Raw genomic sequence first — 255 nt, forward strand, 5'->3', positions numbered from 1 at the left:
CTCTTTAGCGCCGATGGTAGTTGGGGGCTTCCCCCTGCGAGAGTAGGACGTCGCTAGGCATAATACCCAGGAGGATTAGCTCAGCTGGGAGAGCACCTGCCTTACAAGCAGGGGGTCGGCGGTTCGAACCCGTCATCCTCCACCATTTGCCGGTGTAGCTCAGTTGGTAGAGCAACTGACTTGTAATCAGTAGGTCGTGGGTTCGACTCCTATCGCCGGCACCATAGTTTGAGCCATTAGCTCAGTTGGTAGAGC

At 56.1% G+C, this 255-nt stretch carries 2 tRNA genes; both read left to right on the forward strand.

What is annotated here, in order from left to right:
• The first annotated feature begins 69 nt into the window (after positions 1–69).
• Positions 70–145, forward strand: a tRNA-Val gene (locus ACVYAD_RS25305).
• 3 nt (positions 146–148) lie between these two features.
• Positions 149–224: transfer RNA gene (locus ACVYAD_RS25310), tRNA-Thr, on the forward strand.
• The last annotated feature ends 31 nt before the right edge of the window (positions 225–255 follow it).

This window comes from Lysinibacillus sp. G1-3, assembly GCF_056322905.1.